Source organism: Arthrobacter sp. K5, assembly GCF_040448525.1.
Classification (GTDB): Bacteria; Actinomycetota; Actinomycetes; order Actinomycetales; family Micrococcaceae; genus Arthrobacter; species Arthrobacter globiformis.
Genome location: NZ_CP159279.1, coordinates 3,539,881 through 3,565,795 on the forward strand (window position 1 = coordinate 3,539,881; position 25,915 = coordinate 3,565,795).

Annotated in this window: 26 protein-coding genes and 1 pseudogene; 21 read left to right on the forward strand and 6 right to left on the reverse strand. The window is 67.4% G+C overall.

What is annotated here, in order from left to right; translation table 11 throughout:
• Positions 1 to 58 precede the first annotated feature (58 nt).
• Positions 59 to 664: a malonic semialdehyde reductase gene (locus tag ABRP34_RS16060; protein WP_353710971.1), complete on the forward strand. Its 606-nt coding sequence runs from the start codon at positions 59 to 61 to the stop codon at positions 662 to 664.
• Between the two features lie 263 nt (positions 665 to 927).
• On the opposite strand, the gene pgm is transcribed toward ABRP34_RS16060, so the two are convergent.
• Positions 928 to 2,589: a phosphoglucomutase (alpha-D-glucose-1,6-bisphosphate-dependent) gene (pgm, locus tag ABRP34_RS16065; protein ID WP_003799692.1), complete on the reverse strand. Its 1,662-nt coding sequence runs from the start codon at positions 2,587 to 2,589 to the stop codon at positions 928 to 930.
• 404 nt (positions 2,590 to 2,993) lie between these two features.
• On the opposite strand from pgm, the gene ABRP34_RS16070 reads away from it, so the two are divergent.
• Positions 2,994 to 3,809: an NERD domain-containing protein gene (locus ABRP34_RS16070; RefSeq protein WP_353710972.1), complete on the forward strand. Its 816-nt coding sequence runs from the start codon at positions 2,994 to 2,996 to the stop codon at positions 3,807 to 3,809.
• A 104-nt stretch (positions 3,810 to 3,913) separates the two neighbouring features.
• Entirely contained in the window at positions 3,914 to 4,459 is a 546-nt protein-coding gene (locus tag ABRP34_RS16075; RefSeq protein ID WP_353710973.1) for a DUF4190 domain-containing protein, read from the forward strand.
• A 16-nt stretch (positions 4,460 to 4,475) separates the two neighbouring features.
• Here ABRP34_RS16075 and ABRP34_RS16080 read toward each other — a convergent pair whose 3' ends face one another.
• A complete protein-coding gene (locus ABRP34_RS16080; RefSeq protein ID WP_353713382.1) occupies positions 4,476 to 5,906 on the reverse strand; it encodes an amidase in 1,431 nt (476 codons plus the stop codon).
• Positions 5,907 to 6,045: 139 nt separating this feature from the next.
• Here ABRP34_RS16080 and ABRP34_RS16085 point away from each other — a divergent pair, with 139 nt between their 5' ends.
• From ABRP34_RS16085 to ABRP34_RS16095, 3 genes are all read left to right on the forward strand, one after another.
• Positions 6,046 to 6,372, forward strand: a complete 327-nt coding sequence (locus ABRP34_RS16085) for a rhodanese-like domain-containing protein (protein WP_353710974.1) — start codon at positions 6,046 to 6,048, stop codon at positions 6,370 to 6,372.
• A gap of 47 nt (positions 6,373 to 6,419) precedes the next feature.
• The gene (gene pheA, locus ABRP34_RS16090; RefSeq protein WP_353710975.1) at positions 6,420 to 7,400 is read left to right on the forward strand and encodes a prephenate dehydratase; all 981 of its coding nucleotides are present in this window, start codon (positions 6,420 to 6,422) and stop codon (positions 7,398 to 7,400) included.
• A 92-nt stretch (positions 7,401 to 7,492) separates the two neighbouring features.
• On the forward strand, positions 7,493 to 7,708 hold the full coding sequence (locus tag ABRP34_RS16095) for a hypothetical protein (protein ID WP_353710976.1): 216 nt from the start codon (positions 7,493 to 7,495) through the stop codon (positions 7,706 to 7,708).
• Between the two features lie 22 nt (positions 7,709 to 7,730).
• Here ABRP34_RS16095 and ABRP34_RS16100 read toward each other — a convergent pair.
• Positions 7,731 to 8,774: pseudogene (locus tag ABRP34_RS16100) on the reverse strand (diacylglycerol kinase family protein); the annotation flags it as partial.
• 55 nt (positions 8,775 to 8,829) lie between these two features.
• On the opposite strand from ABRP34_RS16100, the gene serS reads away from it, so the two are divergent.
• The gene (gene serS / locus ABRP34_RS16105; protein ID WP_353710977.1) at positions 8,830 to 10,110 is read left to right on the forward strand and encodes a serine--tRNA ligase; all 1,281 of its coding nucleotides are present in this window, start codon (positions 8,830 to 8,832) and stop codon (positions 10,108 to 10,110) included.
• A 124-nt stretch (positions 10,111 to 10,234) separates the two neighbouring features.
• A complete protein-coding gene (locus ABRP34_RS16110) occupies positions 10,235 to 11,080 on the forward strand; it encodes an HAD family hydrolase (protein ID WP_003799709.1) in 846 nt (281 codons plus the stop codon).
• Positions 11,081 to 11,133: 53 nt separating this feature from the next.
• On the opposite strand, the gene ABRP34_RS16115 is transcribed toward ABRP34_RS16110, so the two are convergent.
• Complete coding sequence (locus tag ABRP34_RS16115; RefSeq protein WP_003799712.1) at positions 11,134 to 11,733, reverse strand: hypothetical protein; 600 nt, start codon at positions 11,731 to 11,733, stop codon at positions 11,134 to 11,136.
• Positions 11,734 to 11,929: 196 nt separating this feature from the next.
• Positions 11,930 to 12,418 (reverse strand): inorganic diphosphatase, encoded by a 489-nt coding sequence (locus ABRP34_RS16120; RefSeq protein WP_003799714.1) that lies wholly within the window; start codon positions 12,416 to 12,418, stop codon positions 11,930 to 11,932.
• A 202-nt stretch (positions 12,419 to 12,620) separates the two neighbouring features.
• On the opposite strand from ABRP34_RS16120, the gene dacB reads away from it, so the two are divergent.
• The 4 genes from dacB to hpt all read left to right on the forward strand — a co-directional run bounded on the left by dacB (position 12,621) and on the right by hpt (position 17,067).
• Entirely contained in the window at positions 12,621 to 14,081 is a 1,461-nt protein-coding gene (gene dacB / locus ABRP34_RS16125; protein ID WP_353713383.1) for a D-alanyl-D-alanine carboxypeptidase/D-alanyl-D-alanine-endopeptidase, read from the forward strand.
• Positions 14,082 to 14,173: 92 nt separating this feature from the next.
• Positions 14,174 to 15,292, forward strand: coding sequence for a zinc-dependent metalloprotease (locus ABRP34_RS16130; protein WP_003799718.1), 1,119 nt, complete (start codon positions 14,174 to 14,176; stop codon positions 15,290 to 15,292).
• A gap of 144 nt (positions 15,293 to 15,436) precedes the next feature.
• Positions 15,437 to 16,486, forward strand: a complete 1,050-nt coding sequence (tilS, locus tag ABRP34_RS16135; RefSeq protein ID WP_353710978.1) for a tRNA lysidine(34) synthetase TilS — start codon at positions 15,437 to 15,439, stop codon at positions 16,484 to 16,486.
• Positions 16,487 to 16,515: 29 nt separating this feature from the next.
• Positions 16,516 to 17,067, forward strand: a complete 552-nt coding sequence (gene hpt / locus ABRP34_RS16140; RefSeq protein ID WP_353710979.1) for a hypoxanthine phosphoribosyltransferase — start codon at positions 16,516 to 16,518, stop codon at positions 17,065 to 17,067.
• 100 nt (positions 17,068 to 17,167) lie between these two features.
• Here hpt and ABRP34_RS16145 read toward each other — a convergent pair whose 3' ends face one another.
• Positions 17,168 to 17,578: a hypothetical protein gene (locus ABRP34_RS16145; RefSeq protein ID WP_353710980.1), complete on the reverse strand. Its 411-nt coding sequence runs from the start codon at positions 17,576 to 17,578 to the stop codon at positions 17,168 to 17,170.
• Between the two features lie 181 nt (positions 17,579 to 17,759).
• Between ABRP34_RS16145 and ftsH the strand changes: the two genes are divergently transcribed.
• The 9 genes from ftsH to ABRP34_RS16190 are packed head-to-tail and all read left to right on the forward strand — an operon-like array spanning position 17,760 to position 25,905.
• Positions 17,760 to 19,826 (forward strand): ATP-dependent zinc metalloprotease FtsH, encoded by a 2,067-nt coding sequence (gene ftsH / locus ABRP34_RS16150; RefSeq protein ID WP_003799728.1) that lies wholly within the window; start codon positions 17,760 to 17,762, stop codon positions 19,824 to 19,826.
• Positions 19,827 to 19,836: 10 nt separating this feature from the next.
• Entirely contained in the window at positions 19,837 to 20,475 is a 639-nt protein-coding gene (gene folE / locus ABRP34_RS16155; RefSeq protein WP_003799730.1) for a GTP cyclohydrolase I FolE, read from the forward strand.
• Between the two features lie 10 nt (positions 20,476 to 20,485).
• Positions 20,486 to 21,406 (forward strand): dihydropteroate synthase, encoded by a 921-nt coding sequence (gene folP / locus ABRP34_RS16160; RefSeq protein WP_353710981.1) that lies wholly within the window; start codon positions 20,486 to 20,488, stop codon positions 21,404 to 21,406.
• A gap of 24 nt (positions 21,407 to 21,430) precedes the next feature.
• Positions 21,431 to 21,790, forward strand: a complete 360-nt coding sequence (folB, locus tag ABRP34_RS16165; RefSeq protein ID WP_003799734.1) for a dihydroneopterin aldolase — start codon at positions 21,431 to 21,433, stop codon at positions 21,788 to 21,790.
• Positions 21,787 to 22,383, forward strand: a complete 597-nt coding sequence (gene folK / locus ABRP34_RS16170) for a 2-amino-4-hydroxy-6-hydroxymethyldihydropteridine diphosphokinase (RefSeq protein ID WP_353710982.1) — start codon at positions 21,787 to 21,789, stop codon at positions 22,381 to 22,383. Before folB ends, folK begins: the two co-directional genes overlap by 4 nt.
• Positions 22,380 to 22,907, forward strand: a complete 528-nt coding sequence (locus ABRP34_RS16175; RefSeq protein WP_353710983.1) for a DUF3180 domain-containing protein — start codon at positions 22,380 to 22,382, stop codon at positions 22,905 to 22,907. Before folK ends, ABRP34_RS16175 begins: the two co-directional genes overlap by 4 nt.
• Positions 22,888 to 23,400, forward strand: a complete 513-nt coding sequence (locus ABRP34_RS16180) for a PH domain-containing protein (protein WP_353710984.1) — start codon at positions 22,888 to 22,890, stop codon at positions 23,398 to 23,400. Before ABRP34_RS16175 ends, ABRP34_RS16180 begins: the two co-directional genes overlap by 20 nt.
• On the forward strand, positions 23,397 to 25,007 hold the full coding sequence (locus ABRP34_RS16185; RefSeq protein ID WP_353710985.1) for a PH domain-containing protein: 1,611 nt from the start codon (positions 23,397 to 23,399) through the stop codon (positions 25,005 to 25,007). Before ABRP34_RS16180 ends, ABRP34_RS16185 begins: the two co-directional genes overlap by 4 nt.
• Complete coding sequence (locus ABRP34_RS16190; RefSeq protein WP_003799743.1) at positions 25,000 to 25,905, forward strand: DUF2520 domain-containing protein; 906 nt, start codon at positions 25,000 to 25,002, stop codon at positions 25,903 to 25,905. Before ABRP34_RS16185 ends, ABRP34_RS16190 begins: the two co-directional genes overlap by 8 nt.
• Positions 25,906 to 25,915 lie beyond the last annotated feature (10 nt).

The following is a 25,915-nucleotide window of genomic DNA, read 5'->3' on the forward strand; positions in this document are numbered from 1 at the left end:
GCAAGCAACAGGACTGCCCGACGCCCGCTGGGATGTCGGCCTAGTGAAAGGGGCGCGAATGACCATCGCCCACGAAGAAGCAGTAATCGATTCCGCCGCCGTGGATGCCATCTTTGCCGAGGCCCGCACCGCCAACGCGTTTACCGGTGAAGTCAGCGAGCAGCAGGCCCGCGCCATCTACGAACTGACCAAGTTCGGCCCCACAGCCTTCAACTCCCAGCCCCTGCGCGTCACCTATGTGCGCTCGGAGGAGGCCCGCGGCAAGCTCGTGGCCGCCCTGTCCTCGGGCAACCGGGCCAAGACGGCCTCCGCACCCCTGGTGGCGATCCTCAGCTACGACACCGCCTGGCAGGAGCAGTGGGACAACTTCCTCCCCGGCTACAACGCCCCCAAAGCCATGTACGACGCATCCCCGGACCTGGCCACCTCCACGGGCAACAACAACGCCCACCTGCAGGCCGGCTACTTCATCCTGGCCGTCCGCTCGCTCGGCTTCGCCGCCGGCCCGATGACCGGTGCGGACTTCGCTGCCATCGACGCTGAGTTCTTCCCGGCAGGCGACCAGAAGAGCTTCCTGGTGGTGAACATCGGCCAGCCGGGTCCCGAGGCCTGGGGTGAGGCGAAGCCCAAGTTCGCTTACGAGGACGTCGTCCGCACGGTCTGAGCGTTTCGCGTACTGCGCCACTGCCTGGCCCCGGACACGGAATGCCTCCGGCAATATGGGGGACATTCCGGAGGCATTCGGGACAGTATTTTTGCAGTTCAGAACTGCAAGGCATGCTCCGGGCCAATTCCAATGTTAGTCCTGTTTGGACTTCTTGGGCCGGTCCGTTCTGCCCCAACTATGCGCCTGCGGCCGCAGCAGAAAAGCGCCGGATGGCCAACGCCATCCGGCGCTTTCCGGTTCCTTGCGGGGCCGGTGGAGCCCTACGAAATGACCCCGTCCACCAGCGCCTTGGCTTCGGCCTGGACCTGCTTGAGGTGGTCGGCGCCCTTGAAGGACTCCGCGTAGATCTTGTAGACGTCCTCGGTGCCGGAGGGGCGGGCCGCGAACCACGCGTTCTCGGTAACCACCTTCAGGCCGCCGATGGAGGCGCCGTTGCCCGGCGCCTTGGTCAGCTTCGCGGTGATCGTCTCGCCGGCCAGTTCAGTGGCAGTGACGTCCTCCGGGGACAGCTTGCCCAGCGCCGCCTTCTGGTCCCGGGTGGCGGCGGCGTCGATGCGTGCATAGACAGGCGCGCCGAACTGGTCGGTGAGGCCCTTGTAGAGTTGAGACGGCGACTTGCCGGTGACAGCAGTGATCTCCGAAGCCAGCAGTGCCAGCAGGATGCCATCCTTGTCCGTGGTCCAGACGCTGCCGTCGCGCTTGTTGAAGGAAGCGCCGGCTGATTCCTCTCCGCCGAACGCGCCTTCGCCGGAGAGCAGGCCGGGGACAAACCACTTGAAGCCCACGGGCACCTCCACGAGCTTGCGGCCCAGGCCGCCCGCCACGCGGTCGATGATCGAGGAGGATACGAGGGTCTTGCCCACGACGGAGTTCGGGTTCCAGCCGCTGCGGTTGCGGTACAGGTAATCGATGGCAACCGCAAGGTAATGGTTGGGGTTCATCAGGCCACCGTCAGGGGTAACGATGCCGTGCCGGTCGGCGTCGGCGTCGTTACCGGTGGCGACGTCGTAGGCGGCGGACCCGTCCGCACCAACAGCCATCCGGTTGATAAGCGAGGCCATGGCTGACGGGGAAGAGCAGTCCATCCGGATCTTCTCGTCCCAGTCCAGGGTCATGAAGGCCCACTGCGGGTCCACCGTGGGGTTGACCACCGTTAGGTTCAGCTGGTGGCGTTCGCCAATCTCGCCCCAGTAGTCGACGGACGCGCCGCCCATGGGGTCGGCGCCGATCCGGACCCCGGCGTCCCGGATGGCGTCCAGGTTCAGGACAGAGGGCAGATCGTCCACGTAGCTGCTCAGGAAGTCGAACTTTCCGGTGGTTTCGGCCTCGAGGGCCTGGGCCAGCGGAATACGCTTCACGCCGCGGAGCCCGTTCTCCAGCAGTTCGTTGGCGCGGTTGGCGATCCAGCCCGTCGCGTCGGTGTCTGCAGGGCCGCCGTGCGGAGGGTTGTACTTGAAGCCGCCGTCAGCCGGCGGGTTGTGGCTGGGGGTGACAACAATGCCGTCAGCCTGCGGGGCTCCGGCCGGGGCGTTGTTGTTGTACGTGAGGATGGCGTGGCTCAGCGCCGGGGTGGGGGTGTAGCCGTGCCGCGCGTCGATGAGGACGTTCACGCCGTTTGCCGCCAGCACCTCAAGGGCGGAGTTCTGCGCCGGTTCGCTCAGTCCGTGGGTGTCCTTGGCCAGGAACAGCGGGCCGGTGATGCCCTGTCCGGCGCGGTATTCCACGATCGCCTGCGTGATCGCCACGATATGCCCTTCATTGAAGGACGCTTTCAGGCTTGATCCGCGGTGCCCGGAAGTTCCGAAAGCCACGCGCTGGCCGGGATCCCCCAAGTCAGGCTTGACGTCGTAGTACGCGTCGAGCAGTGCGGTCAGGTCGACAAGGTCTTGGGGTTGGGCAACTGTGCCCGCTCGGCTAGCCATGGCACCAGCATGCCAGACGACGGCGGAGGGCAACACGGAGTGTCCGGAATCCGGCCCCTGTGACGCAGAATGTCATCAATTTTCCGGGCTACTTGCATTTATCCGGGATAAGAAACTGAGTAGTGCCGGAAAAGTACTTATATACCCACCCCTGAGGGGGCTGTTACGTTCAAACGGCAGGAATCAGTCCGGTATGAAGTACGACGCCGGGCGTCCGGACCAGCGGAAACGTCCAGGAAGCCTGTGGCTGAATTCCAGCCGTGCCCACGGGGGCGGATAATTCGGCCGGTTTCGGACGGCAATTTGGCCGGCTTTTCGGGCAGGGCCATTTACGTCCGGGTGATTTGGTTCGGCTGAATTGGGCAGGTCATTTGGACGACGCGCGAGTAATGCAGAGGTGAACAATGGGGTCTGGAGATGCAGCATTCGAACGGACGAGGCTCGCCTCTGAACGGATTGCTGCTGGCTCCGTCAGCGCGGAGCAAAGCAGCCATCTCGTGGCCGAAAGGCTAGCCCAACTGGGGCCTTACGGCTGGTTCCTCCTGCACGATGTGCATTGGCCCGGCCGCCCGCTGGCCCGGCTGGAGCATGTCCTGGTGGGACCCGGCGGGGTGGTGGTGGTCAGTGCCAAGAACTGGTCCGGCGATGTCGACGTAGTTGATGGCACCCTGCGGCAGAACGGTCATGACCGGTTCCCGGCAGTGGAGACGGCGCTGGCGCAGGCAGCCGCGGTGGCTGCTGTCCTGCCGGCGCCGCGGCGGAGGCTGGTCCGCTCGCTGATCTGCCTGACGGCCCAGCCCGAAGTGCAGGGCACCACCGGATCGGGCATCGAGGTGCGGGGGATGGATTGCATCGCGGCCGCCGTGACCGACCTGCCCGACGTGCTGGATGCCCCTTCGGTGCTGTTGCTCTACGCGCAGCTTGGGCAGCTCCTCACCCGTCCGCAGGTGCCGGAGGCCGGCACCGTCGGGAACCAGCACCGCCCCGATACACGACGCGCGGACACCCCCCGGCCGGAAACGTCCCCGGCTGCGCTCCGGCGCCCGGTCCACAGGTACACCGTGCACAGCCGTCCCCTTCCACCGAACTACCTTTACGGCCGGGACCAACGTCCGGGCCCCGTGCTGCGCGTTGTGGGAAGGTCGCTCGTCGCGGGCCTCGTCTTCGCGGCGTTGCTGGCGCCGCCCCTGTGGCTGTTGTGGGAGCTGCTCCCCAAGTGAGCCGGCTTCCCGAGCCATTGCGGTGCACGATCCATTGCGGTGCACGATCCGTTGCCGTGGCGGCGGCGGTAATGTTCTGTTGAGGACCATATGAGGGGATTTCCATGACAGAGCAGCGTCCCGGATCCGGCGACGAGCCGACGCCGGACACCCACCACCAGTCGTCGTACGGCAAACAGGGCCCGGACATCCCGGCCCCGCCACTGTACGATCCGCCGCAATACACCCCGCCGCAGTACACCCCGGGCCAGCAGTATGGCGGGCAGTACGGCGACGCCAGCCAGCAGTACGGCCAGCCGGCCAGCCCCTATGGCCAGCAGTACGGCTACCAGTACGGCCAGGAATACAATCAGGCCTATTCCAGCCCGTACGGCCAGCCCTCCTACTACGGCGCAGCACCCCAGCCGAAGGGCCTGAGCATTGCCAGCCTTTGCTGCGGCATTGCCGTCTACCTGGGCTTCGGATTCTTCATCCTGCCGCAGCTGGCCGCGGTGATCCTGGGCCATCTGGCGCTGCGGCGTGAACCGTCAGGCCGCGGCTTCGCCATCGCCGGCCTGGTGATGGGGTACCTTGGCCTGGTCCTGACCGTCCTCGCGATCGTGGGACTCACCATCCTGGCGAGCGTTGCCAGCACGTCCAGCACCATCTGAGCGGCCGGTCCCCAACCTAGAACCCCAGCTGGGCTGCCACCTGCAGGAGCAGTGCTTCTGAGCCGGGCCGCCCAATCAGCTGGATGCCCATCGGCAGCCCCGCCCCGGGGCTGCCGCCGGTCCAGTGCACGGGAATGCTGATGGCCGGCAGGCCGCACACATTGACCATGGACGACCATGGTGCGAACTCGCACTGCCTCCGGTAATCGCCGTCGGCGTCGCCTGCCCATTCCGGGGACGGCCACCTGCCGTCCCCGTGCCCCGACCCGGTGAACCAGCCCACCGGACGCGGCGTCTGGGCCAGCGCCGGCGTCAGGACCAGGTCCCAGGCCGAATACTGTGCCAGCGTGTCGCGCTCAAATTGCCGCAGGAACGCGAGGCATTCATTGAGTTTGGCGGCGCTCCGCTGCTGCGCCCGCCGCCGGAAGGTGCGCGTCAGCGGCGTCAGCAGGACCTCGCGGTGCGGCGCGATCCGGGCAGCGCCCACGCCTGCTGTCCAGGCGGTGGTGAACGCGTCGGGGTATCGGTTGTCGTACCGGATCTCAGCCTCGGCGACGTGGTGCCCCGCCCCGGTGAGCAGCCGGACGCCGGCGTCCAGCGCGTCCAGGGCCTCCGGATCCGGGGTGAATGGGAAGATCCCGCCCCACGGGCTGTCCAGGCTGACGCCGATCCGCAGCGAGGCAGGCGCGCGGCTGACGGCTTCCAGGTAGCCCGCTCCGTCCGGCGTTCCGGGGCCGGTGGGGGCCAAGACATCGAGCAGCAGCGCGGCGTCGGCCGCGGAGCGCGCCAGCGGTCCGGCCACCACCAGGCCGGCCGGATCCCCGCTGCTTTCACCCGCCGGGACCACGCCCCTGCCGGGCTTCAGGCCCAGCAGGCCGCACGCTGCCGCCGGTATCCGGATCGACCCGCCGCCGTCGGTCCCGGGCGCGAACGGCACCAGCCCTGCCGCCACGGCAGCGGCGCTGCCGCCGGAGGAACCGCCCGAACTCCTGCTCAGGGCGTACGGATTACGCGACGGCGGTGCGATGCGGTTTTCGCTGTAGGCCGTCAGCCCGAATTCGGGTACCTGCGTCTTGCCGAGGGAGATGGCACCAGCGCCCCTGACGGCTGCCGCGAGGGCGCCGTCGGCCGGTGCGGGCCGCCGGTCCAGTGCTGCGCTGCCGTGGGTGGTTACCACGCCGGCAACATCGGTGAGGTCCTTGAATGCCACTGGCATCCCGTGCAGCGGCGGCAGCGGCTGGTCCGGACGACGCCGGGCGAACAGGGCGTCTGCTGCGGCGGCCTCGGCCATCGCCCTCGGCCCGGTGACGGTGATAAAGGCACCCAGCCTCGGGTTCGATTCCTCGATCCGCGCGAGGAAATGCGCCGTGACTTCGCGGGCTGAGACCTCCCCGGAACGCAGCGCTGCCCTCAGCTGCACGGCCGGCAGGCGGTGGATGTCGGCCAGGCGGGGTGGGGCGGACACTGTGCTCCTTTGCGGCGGCTCGCGGGCTTCGGACCAGCGTAACCTGTGCCGGCCGAAGGGTGCGGGGGCTGCGCTGGCGATACGCTGGAACGGAGAGCTTGAGGCCAAGGAGAGGACTCCCATGAGCGACTTCGATACCGTCACCGTTAAGGACGTCCCCGCGGACGCCACCATCCTGGACGTGCGGGAGGACTACGAATGGGCGGCAGGTCACGCCGAAGGTGCCCTGCACATCCCCATGGACCAGTTGCCTGGTCGCCTGGATGATCTGGACCCGGACGAGGACCTGTATGTCATCTGCCGGACCGGCGGGCGTTCCTTCCGGGCAGCCCAGTGGCTGGTGGGCCAGGGCTACTCCGCAGTGAACGTAGCCGGCGGCATGGACCAGTGGCTCGAGTCCGGCAAACCGCTGGTGTCCGACAACGGCCGCAAGCCCGTGGTCCTGTAGCAGCAGCAACTCCTGCCTGCCCTTCCCACACACGCAAAGGAATATCCATGCCCTCCGCCCGCCGCACCTACACCTTCCTCGGCCCCGAGGGCACGTTTACGGAGGCGGCGCTCCTGCAGGTTCCGGACGCGGCCGAATCCCTGCGCATCCCCTCCTCCAACGTCAACGCCGCTCTGGACAGGGTGCGGGACGGATCAGCCGACGCGGCGATGGTGCCCATCGAAAACTCGGTGGAGGGCGGTGTTACGGCCACCCTGGATTCCATTGCCACGGGACAGGAACTGAGGATCATCCGCGAGGCTCTCGTGCCCATCAGCTTCGTGCTGGTGGCACGGGCGGGCGTCGAGCTTTCCCAGATCCGCCGGATCTCCACGCACGGGCACGCCTGGGCGCAGTGCAGGTTGTGGGTCGACGAGCATATTCCCGGCGCAGAATACATTCCGGGGTCCTCCACGGCTGCTGCTGCGATGGGCCTGCTGGAGGACGACGTGCACTACGACGCCGCGATCTGCGCGCCGATAGTCGCCGCTGAGCAGCCGGCTCTGCATGTGCTGGCCGAGAACATCGGTGACAATCCCGGCGCCGTGACCCGGTTCATACTGGTCAGTCGTCCAGGCATCCTGCCGGCCCGGACCGGCGCGGACAAGACAACGGTCGTGGTGCCCCTTCCCGAGGACCGGCCGGGCGCGCTGATGGAAATCCTGGACCAGTTCGCCACCCGCGGCGTGAATCTGAGCCGCATCGAGTCCCGGCCCACCGGGCAGTACCTGGGGCACTACTTCTTCAGCATCGACGCCGACGGCCACGTCGGCGACGCACGGGTGGCCGACGCCCTCGCCGGCCTGCACCGCATCAGCCCCGCCACGCGGTTCCTTGGTTCGTACGGCCGTGCCGATGCGCAGGCTCCCGTGGTGCCGGAGCACACGTCCGATGAGGCATTCCAGGCAGCGCATGCATGGGTCAATGGGATACTCGCCGGAGACTCCCTGGGCCCGGAGACACCGGTGGAAGCTTCGCCGTCAGCGTAGATAAATGCCCCGCCGGGCACTTCCCTGCCCCTGTTGCTGTGCGTATGCTTGCATGATCAACAAAGGGATGACCCCAACGAAAGGAGCGGGTCATGTCGGACAAGAATGACAACGACGGCCAGGGAATGATCGTCAACCCCAAGCCCACAGCGGAGAACCAGGACTGGGACGGGGACGACGCCGACCGTGCGGACCGCCTTCGCTTCGAAGAGGAGCAGGCCATGATCCGCGAACAGTCCGAAGCCCGGGCTGCCGCCAAGGCCGCTGCCGAGTCTGCCAAGCACGCCGGCACACCGCAGTCAGCCTAGGGCGCAGTCATCCCAGGGTTTCCCTGACCCGCACCAGCAACGATCTCGGCTCCACCTGCACAGTCACCTTTGTGGCATCACCCGACGTGTCGCCGTCGAGCTGGGTGGGCATGGGTTCGGGGCACTTGATGACCACCTTCCCGGAGCGGTAGACGCTCATGACGGGCAGGTGCCGCTTGTGCTTGAACAGGATCTTGGCGTACATCGCCAGCCATCCCACGGCGCTGCGGGGGCTCATGACCACCACGTCCAGCATCCCGTCGTCGATCATTGCCTGCGGGATGAAGTCGATGCCGCCCGGAACCAGGCCGCAGTTGGCGAACAGGATGCTGCGGATCTTCCTGGACTGGTCCGGCTGGTCATCCAGCGAGATGGCGACTTTCTTCCTGCGCCCGCGGAGGTGGCGGACGCCGGCCTCGGTGTAGGCAAGCCAGCCGACAGCGCGCTTCAGGCCATCGTTCGTGTCGCCCACCACCTCGGCGTCCATGCCGATGCCGGCGATGACGAGGAACGAGTGGCTTGAGGAGTGGCCGGTGCGGGAGTTTTCGATTTTCATCCGCGCCGTGTCGATGAACCGCTGGTGGCCGAAGAGCGCGGTCTGGATGCTTCCGTGCAGGTCGTAAACATCCAGGTCCACGTTGCGGGCCAGCAGGTTGCCGGTGCCGAGCGGGATCAGGCCCATCGCCACGCCGGTGTGGGCCAGGGCCTCGGCGGCCACCCGCACGGTACCGTCACCGCCACCCACAAGAACGACGTCGGCCCCGTACTCCAGCGCCGACCGGACCTGCGAGTGGCCGGGGTCCTCCGGCGTTGTTTCGAAGAAGCGGGGCTCCTCCCAGCCGGCGGCCAGGCAGGCGCGCTGGATGGTTGCGCGGGCTTCATCGGCCTTGGCCTTGATGGGGTTGAGGACGACGGCGACCCGCTGGCGTTCCAGGCCGTGTTCATGGGCCACTTCCCGCACGGCGCTGCGGACGTGCAGGGCCTTCAGCCTGCGCACGCCCCACCAGCTGGAGACGGCGAAGGCCAGGGCTACAGCGATCAGGACGTAAAGAAGCAGGTCGCTCATGGTGCTCCAACACTATCCCGCCCGGAGTGTCCCGCAGATTCGATACCCTTGTCTGGTGATCGACGTAAAAGACCTCAGCGAAAATCCGGACAAGTTCCGCGCCAGCCAGCGCGCCCGCGGTGCGGACGAAACCCTGGTGGACGCGATCATCGACGCCGACGCCGCGCGCCGCACGGCACTGATCAGCTTCGAAAACCTCCGGGCCGAACAGAACGCGTTCGGCAAGAAGGTGGCGCAGGCCAAGGGCGAGGAAAAGCAGGCACTGCTCGCCGAGGTCCGCGAGCTGGCGGGTGCGGTGAAGGCAGCCTCGGCTGAGGCCGACGCTGCCCAGGCCAAGCAGGAAGAACTGCTGCGCACCATCCCCAACCTCATTGAAGACGGCGTTCCGGCCGGCGGCGAGGACGACTACGTTGTTGTCAAGACCGTCGGCACGCCGCGCGAATTCCCTGACTTCGAACCCCGCGACCACCTTGAGATCGGCGAACTGATCGGCGCGATCGACATGGAGCGCGGCGCCAAGGTCTCCGGTGCCCGCTTCTACTTCCTGCGCGGCGTGGGCGCCCGGCTGGAAATGGCCCTGCTGCAGATGGCCATGGAGCAGGCCATCGAGGCCGGCTTCATTCCCATGATCACCCCCACCCTGGTGCGCCCCGAGACCATGCAGGGCACCGGATTCGATGTCAAGCACGACGCCGAGATCTACCGTCTCGCCGAAGACGACCTTTACCTTGTGGGCACCTCTGAAGTGCCGCTCGCCGGGTACCACGCCGACGAGATCCTGGACCTCTCCGCAGGCCCGATCCGTTTCGCGGGCCAGAGCTCCTGCTACCGCCGCGAGGCCGGCTCGCACGGCAAGGACACCCGCGGGATCATCCGCGTCCACCAGTTCAACAAGGTGGAAATGTTCATCTACACCACGGTGGAAGAGGCTGCAGCCGAGCATGAGCGCCTGCTGGCCTGGGAAGAGCAGATGCTGGCCAAGTGCGAGCTTCCGTACCGCGTGATCGACACCGCCGCCGGCGACCTCGGCATGTCCGCGGCCCGGAAGTTCGACTGCGAAGCGTGGGTCCCCACACAGGGCGCCTACCGCGAGCTGACCTCCACGTCCAACTGCACCACGTTCCAGGCGCGCCGCCTCAACATCCGTGAGCGCGTGTTCACCGAGGACGGCAGCCCCAAGGGCACCCGTGCTGTGGCCACGCTCAACGGCACGCTGGCAACCACGCGCTGGATCGTGGCGCTGCTGGAGCACCACCAGAACGCCGACGGCTCGGTCAACGTGCCTGCGGCCCTGCAGAAGTACCTCGGCGGCCTCCAGGTTCTCCCGGTTCTCTAAGCCGGTTCCGTCCAGCGGGTAAATACTCACACCGGGGACAACGTGTGAATATTTACCCGCTGTTAACGCGCTGCTGTGCTCTGCGTCCTAGCTGGTGTCAGGGGCGTCTGCTGTACTAGGAAGCATGACTACACTGACTGAATCCTCAGCCGCCGGCATCGAAGACCGGCGAGAAGCACAACAGAACCTCATGATCGCCCTGGACGTGGACGGCACCCTCGTGGACCACGACGGCCACATGTCCGCTCCGGTCCGCGATGCCGCGCAGGCTGTGGTCGCGGCCGGGCATGAGGTCATGATCGCCACCGGCCGCTCGCTCAACGCCACGCTGCCCATCATCGAACAGATCGGCCTGGAACGCGGTTACGCCGTCTGCTGCAACGGCGGCGTGACCCTCCGCCTGGACCCCGGACTGCCCAACGGCTACGACATCATCCACAAGGCCACCTTCGATCCGGGTCCGGCGCTCCGCGCCCTCCGAAAGCGCCTGCCGGCAGCAAAGTACGCGCTGGAGGACGCGGACGGGAACTTCCTCTCCACCGAGCGCTTCCAGGACGCGAGCTTCGGCGTCGAGGCCATCGGCGTGGACTTCCAGACCATGCTCGAGGCCACAGCGGTCCGCGTCGTGGTCTTCAGCGCGGAGAACACACCGGAGGAGTTCAACGAAGCCATCCAGCACATCGGCCTTGCCGGTGTTACCTATTCGGTCGGCTGGACCGCGTGGCTGGACATCGCCGCTGCCGGCGTCACCAAGGCCAGTGCGCTGGAGAACCTCCGCAGCCGCCTCGGCGTTGATCCCGCCGCCACGGTTGCCATCGGCGACGGCCGCAACGACATCGAGATGCTCGCCTGGGCGGGCCGCGGGGTAGCCATGGGGCAGGCTCCGGAGGAGGTGGTCGCCGCCGCGGACGAGGTCACCAAATCGGTATACGACGACGGCGCCGCCCACGTGCTGCGCGGCCTCCTGTAGCCGCATCCGTTAGCGGCCGGCCCCCTAGCTGCCGGCCCGCCGTGACGGGCGGTCTAGCGCACGTCGAGAATCAGTGCGAGCAGCCTGGCCGCCGCCGGCCGGGCTGCGTGCTCCTCGTTCCACTGCGACCTCGCCACGGCCTTGCTGACAGCCTGGGAAGTAATGCCGAGTTCGGCGGCCACCATCTTTTGCTGGCCGCGCACCCCGGGGGTCATCAGGTCAAGCACGCGCCACTCGGCCTCGCTCCTGTCCCGGACTATGTGGCCCAGCAGACGGAGCACAGACTCTGACTCGGCCGCGACGTCCGGCAGGGGACCCTCCACGGCCACCGGGATGCGTTCCTTGCTGTTGCGCAGGCGGTCCACGGCCCGGCGGGCGTAGATGAGGCCGTGCCCGCTGGCGTCCTTGATCTGGTTCGGCAGCGGCTCATTCACCGGACCCACGCCGATCCCCACATACCAGCTCCCGCAGCGGAGCGCGACCAGGGCGGCATCCACCGCCTGGTGCGGGCAATCCACGATTCCCTGCACCTCGTCCTCAACGGAGCGGTCAAAGTCCAGACGCGCCGGGATATGCCGTAGGTCCTTGAGGAGGTGCGGGACCCGGTCGCCGTCGCGCCGGCTGTCTGTTTGATTGATAGTCAGCGTGAACATTGTGGAAATCAGACTACCCGGTGCCCACGTTGAGGCAAGCTGGGAGCCGATGGCACGTTACGGATCTCACGCTGAGCGCGAACGGACACTTCGGCCCGCCAATTCGCACGTTAAAGAACGACGGCGGCGGGTGCGGTTCACGGGGAACCGCACCGGCCGCCGTCGGGCCTCTTGTCAGGGAGGCGGTGGGTGGGGATTAGTGCGCTGCGGGCACGTAACGCTTGATCGAAGCCTCAAGTTCGGCTTCGGCGGCAGCGCGGTCGGCCCAGCCTTCGGCCTTGACCCACTTGCCGGGCTCCAGGTCCTTGTAACGGGTGAAGAAGTGCTCGATTTCCTTGATCAGGAATTCGTTGACGTCGCTGACTTCCTGGATGTGGTCGAAGCGCGGGTCGGCCGGAACGCAGAGGACCTTGGCGTCCCCGCCACCGTCGTCGGTCATGTTGAAGACACCGATCGGGCGGGCTTCGACGATGACGCCCGGGTGCAGATCGAAGTCCTGCAGGAGCACCAGGGCGTCCAGCGGGTCACCGTCTTCGCCGAGGGTGTTCTCGAAGAAGCCGTAGTGGGTGGGGTACTGCATGGAAGTGAAGAGGACACGGTCCAGGCGGACTCGGCCGGTCTCATGGTCGACTTCGTACTTGACGCGCGATCCCTTGGGGATCTCGATGGTCACGTCATGCTTCATGGAATGCTCCTCGACGATTGCTTGGTGTTCGCGGCACACGCGATGATCAACCAAAAATGGACTGTCGGTGCCGCCGACTACTATTGAGGATATAGCGAGAGGCCCAGGTTTCAGGAACTAATGGGGTAATTTCAGGACTTTGAGGACCAGCAGCATGAGCGGCACCAGGAGTACGGCGAGCGGCCGCGGCAGGCTTACCACCATGGTCCGGAGCTGGCCCATGGTCCTGCTCACAGTGCTTCTCCTGGCGCTGACCCTTCCCGCCGGGATGCTCATTGCCCCTGCGCTGACAGGCCCGGCCCGGTCCACGGCCGAACCCGCCCAGACCCCCTCCTGGCAACTGGTCCCGGAACGCCTGTCCGTCCCGCAGGGCATCGATCCGCTCAGCAACGCCGCACCGGTGCCGGTTCCCGCCAACGTGGCGGCCCGGCTCGACCCCGTCCTCAAGACCGACGGCGGCGGCTCCTTCACTGCCGTGGTCCAGGACGCCGCCACCGGCAAGGTTCTCTATGACCGCGAAGGTGCCGCCAGCAGGATTCCGGCCTCCAACATGAAGCTCCTCACCGCCGTGGCCGCGCTGCGGGGGATCGGCCCCGAGGAACGGTTCAGCACCAGGGTCCTCGCCGGGCCGGCGGCCGAAACACCGGGAGCAACTCCGGGAGCTGCAACCAGGTCCGTCGTGCTGGTGGGCGGCGGCGACGTCCTGCTCGGCGCCGGTGACTCCGCCGAGTCCAAGGTCCTTGGCCATGCCGGGCTTGCCACGCTGGCCAAGCAGACTGTGGAGTCACTGCGGAAAGGCGGCTTCAAGGGGCAGCTCCAGGTGCTTGTGGATGATTCCCTTTTCACCGGTCCGGCACTGAACCCGGCCTGGAGCCCGGACGACGTTGCGGCCGGCGAGATGGCCCCGCTGTTTCCGCTGGCACTGAACTCGGCGCGGTTTGATCCCGCAGACACCACGGCTCCCCGGCCCCAGGACTCCGCCATGGCCTCCGGCGAGGCGTTCGCTGCCGGGCTCAAGGCGGCGGGTGCCGCCGCTGGCCTCACGGTGGCACCCGCCGTCGTACGTCTTGACGGAAAGCCGGCGGCGGACGCCAAGGTCCTCGCCGAGGTGCGGTCTGCGACGGTCAGCCAGCAGGTCGACCTCATGCTCCAGACCTCGGACAACTACCTCGCCGAAACCCTTGGCCGCATGACAGCTGTGGCGGGCGGCCAGCCGGGGACGAACGAGTCGGCCAGGGCGGCCGTTCTTGAGCAGCTCTCCGGGCTGGCAATCCCCACGGACGGAATGTTCGCCGCGGATGTGTCCGGACTGGCCCCGGCCAACCAGGTTTCCGCCCGCCAGTTCTCCGAGGTGGTCCGCGCCATCACCAACGGCAAGGACACCCGGCTCAGGGCTGCACTGGCGGGGTTCCCCGTGGCGGGGCTGACGGGCACGCTCGGCGACAGGTACATCGACGAGTCCACGGCCGAGGGCGCTGGCCTGGTGCGGGCTAAAACGGGAACCCTGAACACGGTCATCGCGCTGAGCGGGTACGTGGTGGACGCCGACGGCAGGCTCCTGGTGTTCTCCTTCATCGGCAACGGCCTGACGCCGGGAGCCGCGGGCAACAAGCCGGCCCTGGACACAGCGGCCACGGCGCTGGCCGGCTGCGGCTGCAGCTAGGCGTGTCTTATGGCTCCGGTGCGGTGCCCTTGCCGTTCGCCGGTCAGCGAACTTAAGGCGCGCTGCAAGGCACGTATGTTCTGATGGAGCGTATGGAGTCCACTGCAAGCCAGTCATCCGCCCCTGCCCAGGCCCTCATCAACTGGGACCTTGCCGCGTCCGCAGCAGCACGGCTGGCTCCGCCCGGTCCGACGCTGACTGCCGCCGAGATCGGGGACGCCGTCTCCCAGCTGCGGGAGCTGGCAGATGCCTCCGTTTCGTACGTCCACCAGATCACCGGGCTGGAAGCTGCTCGGGATCTCCGTGACTCCTCCGTCCTCGTCGTGGACCGTGCCTCGTGGGCGAAGGCCAACACGCAGAGCTTCGCGGTGATGCTCAAGCCCGCCATCGAAAAGATGCTGGAGAACCGCCGCGGCACCGTCAGCCCTGGAGCCGCCACGGTCAGCGGCGCCATCACCGGCAGCCAGCTCGGCGCCGTGCTCGCGTTCCTCTCCAGCAAGGTCCTGGGCCAGTATGATCCCTTTGCCGCGCTGGCTGAAGGATCGCAGGCGCCGTCGGGCGGCCGCCTGCTGCTCGTCGCGCCCAACATCATCGCCGTCGAACGCGAGCTGAATGTGGACCCCACGGATTTCCGGCTTTGGGTGTGCCTGCACGAGCAGACGCACCGCGTGCAGTTCGCTGCGGCACCGTGGCTCCGGCACCACATGCTGAACGAGATCGACAACCTCAGCGGGCACCTTCTGGGCAACGTGGACTCCCTGATGGAACGTGCCTCGGCGGCCGCGCGCTCGCTCAAGGACCGCGCCGCCTCCGGTTCCACTCCCGGCCGCGGCGCCATCCTCGATCTCCTGCAGGATCCCGAGGAGAAGGCCTCACTGTCCCACCTGACCGCGGTCATGAGCCTGCTCGAAGGCCACGCCAACGTGGTGATGGACGCCGTGGACGCCAGCATCGTCCCTTCAGTGAAGACCATCCGGCAGCGGTTCAACGCCCGCGGCAAGGACAGGGGTGTCATTGAGAAGTTCATCCGCAGCCTGCTGGGCCTGGACGCCAAGATGAAGCAGTACAGCGACGGCGCCAAGTTTGTCCGCGCCGTGGTGGACGTGGCCGGGATGGACGGCTTCAACCGCGTCTGGGAGGCTCCGGCGAACCTGCCCACCGAAGAGGAAATCCACAACGCCAGGATCTGGCTCGACAGGATGGGTTTCTAGGTTTTCGTGCAGCACCTCCCCAACACTCCAGGCGGCTCTGTCCGCGGCGGGCCTGCTGCCGGCGGCCCCGTTCCCAGTGGGCCCGTTCCCAGCGGAAGGCGGCGGCCTGGCCGTTTGGCGCCGGTCCTCGGCACAGCACGGAAAATGCTGCAGGATGCGCTGGCCGAAGCCGGCTTTCCCCGGCGCGTCCTGGTGGCCTGCAGCGGCGGCCCCGATTCCCTGGCCCTGGCAGCCGTGGCCGCCTACTTTGCGCGCCGCGGCCACGTGGACGGCCGTCCCGTCACCGTAGGCGCGGTGGTTGTGGACCACCAGCTGCAGCCCGGATCCGCTGATGTTGCGGCGAGAACCGCTGAGACCCTCCGGGACCTGGGACTGGACCCGGTACAGATCCGCACTGTCGATGTCGCTTCCACCGGTTTCGGTCCGGAAGCTGCAGCCCGCGATGCGCGCCATGCCGCACTCGAGGCGGCGGCAGGGGAGTGGGAAGCCGGCGCCATCCTCCTGGGGCACACACTCGATGACCAGGCGGAGCAGGTGCTGCTCGGCCTGGCCCGCGGCTCAGGCACGCGTTCCCTGGCCGGGATGCGCCCTGCCCGGGGCAAGCTGCTCCGGCCATTCCTTGGCCTGCGCAGGGCGGACACCCTGGAGATCTGCCGTGCAGAGGACCTCGATCCCTGGCACGACCCCAGCAATTCTGATCCTGCCTTCGCACGTTCGCGGACCAGGGTGGAGGTCATGCCGGTGCTGGAGGAAAAACTCGGCCCGGGCGTTGCCGAGTCCCTCGCTCGCACCGCCGCCATCCTGCAGCTGGATGCCGATTACCTGGCGGACGTGGCCAACAGCACTTACGCGTCGCTCGCAGAGCACGACGGCCCGGACATCAGCCTCCCGGAGGCTGCCCTCACTGACCTTGCCCCGGCCATCAGGTTCCGGGTGATCGCTATGGCGGCTGCCGGCGTCGGCGGTCAACAGCCCAGCTACCAGCGCCTTTTGGCGGCGGAAACACTGCTGCGGCGGAAGGGCTCGGCCGGTCCGGTGGAACTGCCCGGCGGGGTAAGCGTGTACCGCCTCTCGCTCGCCGAGCTGCAGGGCCGGGAGCGTACCCAGGGGCCGAGCGGGACGGAAGGCGTTCCCCGCGAGGCCGCCCGCTGTGGGAAGCTTGTATTCCGGCTTCATAAACCGTCCCGCAAATAGTCGCACCCGCATCTACACAGGAGCAATTGGTGGATTCATCCGACGTCCAGGCAGACCTCAAGCACGTTCTCTACACCAAGGAACAGATCCAGCAGCGCATCACCGAGCTCGCGGCGCAGATCGACAACGACTACGAAGGCCGTGAAATCCTCATCGTAGGCGTGCTCAAGGGTGCGGTCATGGTCATGGCTGACCTTGCGCGTGCACTGCACAGCCACATCTCCATGGACTGGATGGCAGTCTCCTCCTATGGCTCCGGCACGCAGTCCTCGGGCGTGGTGCGAATCCTCAAGGACCTCGACACAGACCTGATGGGCAAGGACGTGCTCATCGTCGAGGACATCATCGACTCCGGCCTCACCCTGTCCTGGCTCAAGACCAACCTCGAATCCCGCGGCACCGCCTCGGTGGAAATCTGCACTGCCTTCCGCAAGCCGACCGCCGCCAAGGTGGAGATCGACGTCAAGTACGTCGGCTATGACATCCCGAACGAGTTCGTGGTGGGCTACGGCCTGGACTACGCCGAGAAGTACCGCAACCTGGACTTCGTGGGCACCCTGGCCCCGCACGTCTACGAGTAGGCGCCCCTGCCGGAGCTGCCCCCGCATTTCTGCACCGCTTTCGGTGACTGCGCCGCCGTCGGACCCTGGAAACACGGGCCCGACGGCGGCGCATTGCCGTTCAAAGAGGTACAGAAAAGCCCGACGGCGGCGCCCCCACGTTGTTCCGCCGGATGTCCTTCTTGAACTGGGGCTTGTTCAGATGGAAGCCAACGCCATCGATTTCCACAATCAGGCATCCGTTGAGCAGAAAATCCACATAGCCGATTCCCGCCAGGTAGACCTGGGTGCGCACATCGAAACCGTGCCGCCGGAACAGTACCCGGGCCACCGTTTCCAGCAGTGAATCCGACCCGCGTTCCACGAGGTCGAGCACCGCACGCGCCCGGCCGTTGCGGGCTCCGGGCAGCAGCCGACGCAGGAAATCGAGGTCGATCTCGCCGCGGTTGTAGGCACATTCCACCATCACCAAGGACTCCAGCTCGGGCAGGCATTGGAGCGCGTGGATGAGGACATCCTTCAGCGGGAGCACGGGGGCCCAACGGGGACCCGTTCGCGCTCCCACCAGCCACTACGCCCTGAGGGAACTTTTGTATTACACCGTGCGTGAATTAGTCCTGACGGTGTATAGCTAGAAACGACGCAGCACCACACGCGCGCAGTCCTCGCGCCGTGCAGCACTACCAGGAGGGACGGGGCCAGCCCCCGAACAGATGAAAGCTAAGAGTTTCTTCAAGGGCCCGGGCATTTGGATCATTGTTGTGGTCGGCATGCTTCTGCTGGCCTTTGCAACGTTGGCTCCGGGCGGCTCGACGCGCATCGACACGCAGCCGGGCCTCGAGCTTCTCGCCCAGAGCGGCAAGGTGGAACAGGCCAAGATCTTCGACGGCGAAAACCGCGTCGACCTGGTGCTGAAAGACAACCTCGTCATCGACGGCCAGGACAAGGGCAAGAACGTCCAGTTCTTCTTTGTCAATGACCGCGGCCCGGACGTCGTCAAGGCCGTGACTGCTGCGAACCCCTCCAAGGGCTACACGGACCAGCCGGTGGAGAGCAACTGGCTCTCGGGACTCTTCTCGCTGCTGGTGCCGGTGCTGCTGCTCGGTGTCCTGTTCTGGTTCCTCCTGTCCCGTATGCAGGGCGGCGGCTCCAAGGTCATGCAGTTCGGCAAGTCCAAGGCCAAGATGGTCAGCAAGGACATGCCCCAGGTGACCTTCGCGGACGTCGCCGGCGCAGATGAGGCCGTCGAGGAACTGCAGGAAATCAAGGAATTCCTTGCAGAGCCTGCCAAGTTCCAGGCCGTCGGGGCCAAGATCCCCAAGGGTGTCCTGCTCTACGGCCCTCCGGGCACCGGCAAGACCCTCCTGGCCCGCGCCGTCGCAGGCGAGGCCGGCGTGCCGTTCTTCTCCATCTCGGGCTCGGACTTCGTGGAAATGTTCGTCGGCGTCGGCGCCTCCCGCGTCCGTGACCTCTTCGAGCAGGCCAAGTCCAACGCACCCGCCATCATCTTCGTTGACGAGATCGACGCCGTCGGACGCCACCGCGGTGCCGGCATCGGCGGCGGCAACGACGAGCGCGAGCAGACCCTCAACCAGCTCCTGGTGGAAATGGACGGCTTCGATGTCAAGACCAACGTCATCCTGATCGCCGCCACCAACCGGCCCGATGTGCTGGACCCGGCGCTGCTGCGTCCCGGCCGCTTCGACCGGCAGGTCTCTGTGGAAGCCCCGGACCTCGTCGGGCGCGACCAGATCCTCCAGGTCCACGCCAAGGGCAAGCCGATCGCGCAGGGAGTGGACCTCAAGGCCGTCGCCAAGAAGACCCCCGGCTACACGGGTGCAGACCTGGCCAACGTGCTCAACGAGGCCGCATTGCTGACCGCCCGCTCCAACGCCAACCTCATCGATGACCGCGCACTGGACGAGGCCATCGACCGTGTCATGGCCGGCCCGCAGAAGCGCAGCCGCGTCATGAAGGAGCACGAGCGCAAGATCACCGCGTACCACGAGGGCGGCCACGCCCTGGTAGCCGCGGCGCTGCGGAACTCCGCGCCGGTCACCAAAATCACCATCCTGCCCCGCGGCCGCGCCCTGGGCTACACCATGGTGGTCCCGGAGAACGACAAGTACTCCGTCACCCGTAACGAACTGTTGGACCAGATGGCCTACGCCATGGGCGGCCGCGTGGCCGAGGAAATCGTCTTCCACGATCCGTCCACCGGCGCCTCGAACGACATTGAAAAGGCCACGTCCACGGCCCGCCAGATGGTCACCCAGTACGGCATGAGCGAACGCGTGGGCGCCGTGCGCCTTGGCCAGGGCGGCGGCGAGCCGTTCCTCGGCCGCGACGCCAGCCATGAGCGGAACTACTCCGACCAGATCGCCTACATCGTTGATGAGGAGGTCCGCCGCCTGATCGACCAGGCCCATGACGAGGCCTACGCCATCCTCACCGAGAACCGGGACGTCCTGGACCGCCTGGCCCTGGAACTGCTGGAACGGGAAACCCTGAACCAGGCCGAAATAGCCGACGTCTTCCGCGACATCCGCAAGCGGGATTTCCGCGAGATCTGGCTGTCCAAGGAGACCCGTCCCGTCCAGATGGCCGGTCCGGTGGAGTCGCGGCAGGAGCGTGCAGAACGCGAAGCCCAGGAAGAAGCCAAGGAAGCCCGCCTCGAGGAACCGCTGGACGCAATTCCGCCGCATCCCCAGGGTGTTCCGGAGGACGCCTCCTTCCAGGGCGGAGTAACGGAAGCCGGACCAGACGGCCACCACGGCTAAGCTCTTTGGTGTGACTCACTTCGACGACGACGACCTCACCGCCACCGCCGACCATTCGGCGGTGGGCGGATCGGGCCACCACCACAAGGTGGACAGGCCCCGAATTGAAGCAGCTGTGCGGGAAATCCTGCTGGCCATAGGCGAGGACCCGGACCGCGGCGGGCTGCAGGACACACCCAAGCGTGTGGCCAAAGCCTATGCCGAGGTGTTTGCCGGCCTGCACCAGGATCCGGGCAGCGTGCTTGGCACCACCTTCGACCTCGACCACGAGGAACTCGTGCTGGTGAAGGACATCCCGTTCTACTCCACCTGCGAGCACCACCTGGTGCCGTTCCACGGTGTCGCGCATGTGGGGTACATCCCCTCGCACGACGGCAGGGTGACCGGCCTGAGCAAGCTGGCACGCCTGGTGGACATCTACGCCCGCCGCCCGCAGGTGCAGGAGCGCCTCACCACGCAGATCGTTGAAGCACTGGTCACTTTCCTCAAGCCGCGCGGAGCCATCGTGGTGGTGGAATGCGAACACATGTGCATGTCCATGCGCGGCATCCGCAAGCCCGGAGCCAAAACCGTCACAAGCGCGGTTCGCGGGCAACTTCATGACCCGGCCACCCGCGCCGAAGCCATGAGCCTCATCCTCGGAAGGTAAAAAACAGACTATGGATTCCCTAGCTGCAGCACCTGGAACCGGCCCCGCAACATCACCCCTGCCCATCCTGCGCAAACCGCGGCCGGCAGCCAAGTTCGACGACCTGCCCACCGACCGCACGCTCGTCATGGGCATCCTCAACGTCACCCCCGATTCGTTCAGCGATGGCGGCAAGCACGCGACGGCCGACACCGCCATCGCCGCCGGCCTGAGGATGTTCTACGCGGGTGCCGACATCATCGACGTCGGCGGCGAATCCACCCGCCCCGGCGCCGAGGAGGTCAGCCCGGAGGAAGAGCAGCGGCGGGTGTTGCCTGTCATCGAAGCCCTCGTGAAGGCCGGCGCGCTGGTCAGCATCGACACCACCCATGTCTCCACCGCCGAAGCCGCGCTAAATGCCGGCGCAGCGATCATCAACGACATCTCCGGCCTCACCATCGAACCCGGCATGGCCGAGCTCGTGGCGAAGACCAAGGTGCCGTACGTGCTGACCCACCGCCGCGGCGATGCCAAGACCATGACCTCCCTGACGGAGTACGACGACGTCGCGAACGACGTCGTCTCCGAACTGAACGGCGTCCGCGACAAGCTGTACGCGGCCGGCGTCCTGCCCGAGCAGATCATCGTGGACCCGGGCATCGGGTTCTCGAAGACTGACGTGCAGAACTGGGAACTGCTGCGGAACCTGGACCGGCTCGATGCCATGGGCCACAAAGTTCTGGTGGGCGCGTCCCGCAAACGCTTCCTTGGCACGCTCCTGACGGTCGCCGGCAAGGCAGCGCTCCCGGAAGAGCGCGACGCCGCCACGGCCGCCATCACCGCCATCAGCGCCGCCCGCGGCGCCTGGGCCGTGCGCGTGCACGACGTCGGACCCAGCCTTGACGCCGTCAAAGTGGCCGCCCGCATGGCGGCCCCGGACCACGGCCGCTGACCAGGAAGGCCTAGCAGAACAGCCATGGACAGGATCTCGCTGACCGGTGTCACCGCCACCGGCTACCACGGGGTGTTCGATTTTGAGCGCCGCGAAGGCCAGCCGTTTGTTGTGGACGCCGTGCTGCACCTGGATTTCAGCCAGGCAGCGGAGTCGGACGACGTCCGCGACACCGCCCACTACGGCGAGGTGGCCGGACGGATCACCGACTGGATCACCGGCGAGCCCCTGAACCTGATTGAGGGATTGGCTGTGCGCATGGCCGAGGGCCTGCTCAAGGAATTCAGGATCCAGGCCGTGGAGATCACGGTGCACAAGCCGAAGGCGCCCATCGAGGTCCCCTTCGGCGACGTCGCCGTCAGCGTCTACCGGGAGCGGACATGACTCCGGCCCCCGCACTGCATGAGAAACCGGTGGAGCAGCCGGCACCGGCCAGGACCGCCTACACCCGGGCGGTGCTGGCGCTGGGCAGCAACCTTGGGGCGCGGAACGAGACGCTGTCCGAGGCGGTTGCGGACCTTGTGGACCGCCCGGAGGTGCGGCTCCTGGCCGTCTCGCCGATAGTGCAGACCAAAGCCGTCGGCGGCCCGGCCGGGCAGCCGGACTTCCTCAACATGGTGATTTCGGTTGAAACCTCGCTGGAGCCGCTCGAGCTTCTCAGGCACTGCCAGTCGGTGGAAAACAAGCACCACCGCGTGCGTGAGGTCCGCTGGGGTCCGCGGACGCTCGACGTCGACGTGATCGTTTTCGGTGAACTAGAGAGTGACGATCCCGTACTCACCCTGCCCCATCCCTTTGCGGCAGTGCGGGCCTTCGTGCTTTTCCCCTGGGCCCAGATGGACCCCTCCGCCACCCTTAACGGGCAGCCGGTGGGGGAGCTTGCCGTCAGGGCTGCCGACTTCCCGGACCTGAAGCCGTTCGACGGTTTCGGGGACTTCGACGGCGTGCCCGATGGCGGGGCGGTGGAACAGCCGTGAAGCCCGTGAGTCCTCTGCTGCTCGCAGTCGTGGGCATTGCCCTGGCCATCGCCGGCTGGTCCGCTGCCGTCCTGACCGTCCGTTACGGCATGGCCACGCCGGTCCTGCCGGCCACGGCGCTGGTCACCATGGGCGTGATTGTGGCCCTGACCCTGGTGCTGGGCATCCGCGTGCTCCGCTGGCGGAACGGCAAGAAGAAGAAAATGCTGAACCCCATCCTGGCGGCGTGGACGCTGGTCCTCGCCCAGGCCTGCGCCTACACCGGCGCGATGCTGCTGGGCTGGCACGCCGGCATCTTCCTGGACCAGCTGCGGTTCTGGAGCATCCGCAGCGGGCTGGACGTCACCTGGCTCGCCCTCGGGATGGCCGGCGGCGGGCTGGCCATGATCGTGGTGGGGCTCGTCGTCGAACGCTTCTGCAAGATTCCGCCGGAGGACGGCGAGACGGACGCCAGCAAAGGCCTGCCGGGCCATGGCCGGGGCAAGGCCAAGGGAGAAGGCGAGTATGCCTACCGCGGCGATTGATCCTCCCGGGATCACCTGGCTGCGCGTGTCCCCGAAGTACGTCACGGTCCGGCTCGTGGAGTGGGCCCTCGGCAACCTGGTCATGCTGGCCGTGCTGAGCCTTCCGCTGGTGTTCGTCCGGCTCGGCTGGTGGCGGTGGCCGCCGCTGTGGCTGGCCATCGGCATTCCGGCTTTCATGCTGCTGCTGGCACTGTGGCGCCTGGTCCTGATCCCGCGGCAGGTGCGCGCCATTGGCTATGCCGAGCGCGACGATGACCTCCTCATCCGCGGCGGCATCTTCTTCCAGCGCGTCATGGTGGTGCCGTACGGCCGCATGCAGTACGTGGACATCAGCGCCGGCCCGGTGGAACGCGGGCTGGGGCTGTGCACCCTGAAGCTGCACACGGCGTCCGCCGGAACCAACGCCGGCATTCCCGGGCTTCCCGCCGAGGAAGGCGCCCGGCTCAGGGAACAGCTCTCAGCGCGCGGCGAAGCCAGGCTGGCCGGGCTGTGAGCGCCGGCGGCCTCGCTTCCGGAAAGCCCGACGGCGAGTGGCTGCGAGTGCACCCGGCCACACCGTTCGTTCGTGGCTGGGTTGCGCTGGCGGCCATCGGCTACTTCTTCGGGCGTGACAGCTTTGAACGGATGCTCCAGGGCCAGCCGCTGATCGATGACCGCATCGCCGGCCGCGCCCCGTGGCTCCTGGGCGGCGGGGCATTGATGCTGGTGCTGGCTGTGCTGGGCTTCATCCTGTCCTGGTACTTCACCCGGTACCAGGTGGCGGAGGGCTACGTCCGGGTCAACACGGGCTTCCTGTTCAAGCAGCAGCGGCAGGCACGGCTGGACCGCGTCCAGGCCATCGACATCGTCCAGCCGCTGCTCGCCAGGATCTTCGGCCTCGCGGAACTCAAGTTCGAAGTTGCCGACGCCGGCGAATCCGCCGTCCGGCTGGCATTCCTGCGCATCGACGACGCCCGGCAGCTGCGCGCCACCATCCTTGCCCGCGCGTCGGGAATCCGGCTGGATCCCGAGCACCCCGAAGCAGCCGCCCCCGAGGCCCCGGAGCAGCTGGTACTGCAGGTCCCGCCGCCGCGTCTTGTCGGTTCGCTCCTGCTCAGCGAGCAGAGCGTCTTTGTGGTCCTGGGCGCCGCGGCATCCGTGATGCTGTCCGCGCTCACCGAAAACAGGGCCTTTTTCCTGTACCTGATTCCCGCGGCCCTCGGCCTCATTGCCGCGTACTGGAACTCGTTCAGCAAGGGCTACAACTTCACGGCGGCCATCTCCCCGGACGGCATCCGGCTCCGGTACGGGCTGCTCGACACGCAGGCGCAGACCCTGCCGCCGGGCCGGGTCCAGGCGCTCAGGGTGGCCCAGCCGCCGCTGTGGCGCCTCTTCGGCTGGTACCGGATGCAGGTCAACGCCGCCGGGTACGGGGCCGGAGCGAACAACGGCGAGGGCGGCTCCCGCACCACGCTGCTGCCGGTGGGAAAGATGGACGACGTCCTGAACATGCTGGCCCTGGTGCTGCCCGATCCGGGAACTGCCGATCCGCTGCGCGTGTTCCACCAGGGGGTGAACGGGCTGGATTCCGACGCCGGTTTTGTCACCACGCCGCGCCGTGCGCGGCTGCTGGCGCCGCTGGGCTGGCGGCGCAACGCCTTCGCGGCCACGGACACCGCACTGCTCATGCGGTCGGGCCGCTGGTGGCGGCAGCTTGTGGTGGTGCCGCACCAGAGGACGCAGTCGATTGCGCTGCAGCAGGGGCCCCTCGCCCGCCGGTTTGGCCTGGCCGATCTCGTGCTGCACACCACCGCGGGTCCGGTGGTGTCCCGGGTGATCCAGGCCGACATCCGGGAGGCGCAGGCGCTCTTCGACGCCCAGGCAGCCCGCGCCCGCGCCGCCCGCTGGCGCCAGACAAGCGAACAGTGGCTGGCGCAGGTGGCCCCCGCACTGACCGAGCCCGCCCCGACTCCGCTGGTTGAGCCCGCCGAAACCCCTGATCTCACTCCCCAGCAGCCCCCTAGGCTCGCAAGCTCTCCTAGGGAACCCGGCTGGCGTGGCCCCAAGCTCGATCAACGACCCCCGACAGCACCCCAACAGGAAGGCCAGCAACGTGGCTAAGCCAGGACGCCTCGGCGTCGGAATCATCGGTGCCGGCAAAGTGGGCGCCGTCCTCGGTGCGGCGCTCCGCGCAGCCGAGCACGCCGTCGTCGGGGTTTCGGCCGTCTCCGACGCGAGCCGGGAGCGGGCCGAAACCCTGCTGCCCGGCGTTCCCGTCCTGGAGATCCAGGACATCGTGGAACGCGCGGAACTGGTGCTCCTGGCCGTCCCCGATGATGCCCTCGGCGGACTCGTGGAAGGGCTCGCCAAGCTCGGCGCCTGGCAGCCCGGCCAGCTCGTGGCGCACACGTCAGGCAGGTTCGGCGTCGGCGTGCTGCATCCCGTCCGGGCAGCGGGTGCCGTGCCGCTGGCGCTGCACCCGGCCATGACCTTCACCGGCATGAGCCTGGACCTGACCCGCCTGCTGGACTGCACGTTCGGTGTCACAGCGGACGCCGCCATGCTCCCCATCGCCCAGGCCCTCGTCGTCGAAATGGGGGCCGAACCGGTGGTCATCGCCGAGGGCGACCGCACGATCTACCACGCGGCCCTGGCCCACGGTTCGAACCACCTGGTCACGCTCGTGGCGCAGGCGTCGCAGCTGCTCGCCGAGGTGGGCGTCGAGGCCCCGGACCGCATGCTCGGGCCGCTGCTTCGGGCAACCCTGGAGAACGCGCTTGCCTCCGGCGAGACGGCGCTGACCGGCCCGGTGGCGCGGGGGGACGCCGGCACGGTGGAGGCGCACGCCCGTGCGCTGCGCGAGCACGACGGCGGGACAGGCGGGGACGTCCTCGCCGCGTACCTCGCCATGGCGCGGGCCACCGCCACGCGCGCTGAAGGGCGGGGTTTGCTGAAGCCGGATCAGGCGGACAATATTCGTATCGCACTCGAGGGCACCGATGACGACGGCCCGGCATAGGGCCGTGACG